General features: G+C 65.0%; 1 pseudogene. It reads right to left on the minus strand.

From position 1 onward, the window contains the following. Nucleotides 1-29 precede the first annotated feature (29 nt). Nucleotides 30-1,028: pseudogene (locus AWC02_RS18530) on the minus strand (IS3 family transposase); the annotation flags it as partial.

Raw genomic sequence — 1,028 nt, forward strand, 5'->3', positions numbered from 1 at the left:
TGAGGGGGACCCGTTTGGTGGTCCAGTCGCTATGCGGCTTGGGGTTGGTGGGTCGAGGTCCACTGTAAGGCGAACTCGGCAGGGCTGAGTCCGTGGTGGGCCGAATGCGGTCGGTTGGCGTTGTAGTCGATCCTCCAATCCTCGATGATCACCCGGGCTTCCAACAGCGAGTCGAAGCGCCAGGAGTTGAGCAGCTCATCTCGCAGGCGGCCGTTGAATGACTCGATCCAGGCGTTCTGCCAAGGTGATCCGGGATCAATGAACAGTGAGCCGGTGCCGTTGAACCGGCACCAGTCGTTGACCGCATGGGCGACGAACTCCGGGCCGTTGTCGAACCGCACGTAGTGCGGAGCCCCGTAGGTCAGAGCCAATTGATCGAGGATGTCGACGACGCCATCAGCGTTGATGGCGCGGTCGACGTGGATCGCCAGGGCTTCGCGGGTGAATTCGTCGATGACGTTCAGCATCTTGATGGTGCGCCCATCGGCGGTGGTGTCGAACTGGAAGTCCATCGCCCAGATCACGTTCGGTGCGATCGGCGACATCGCCCCGACCGCGGTCCCGATGCCGGTCAAGCGTTTCTTCCTACGGCGCTGCCGAACTCGCAGGCCCTCATCACGCCACAGGCGGCGGATGCGCTTGTTATTCACCGCCCAGCCGGCCCGCCGGGCCATCACCGCGGCCCGCCGCCAGCCCCAGCGCGGCCGGTCGGTGGAGAACGTGCGCAACCAGGCCCGCAGCTCGGCTTCCTCGTCGGTAATCGGCGCCGGTGTCAGGCGCATCGTGGAGCGGTGGATGCCGACCACGGTGCAGGCTCGACGCTCGGAGACCCCGAACCGCTCACGCAGCACCGCCACGGCGCTGCGCTTGCGGTTCGGGGTTAGAAGTTTCCCTCCGAAATCTCCTTGAGCATGTCGATGTCGAGGGCCTGGTTGGCGACCAGCTTCTTCAGGCGGGCGTTCTCGGCCTCGAGTTCTTTGAGCCGTTTGGCGTCGCTGGCCTTCATACCGCCGTACTGGGCGACCCAG

Source organism: Mycolicibacter engbaekii (assembly GCF_002101585.1).
Taxonomy (GTDB): domain Bacteria; phylum Actinomycetota; class Actinomycetes; order Mycobacteriales; family Mycobacteriaceae; genus Mycobacterium; species Mycobacterium engbaekii.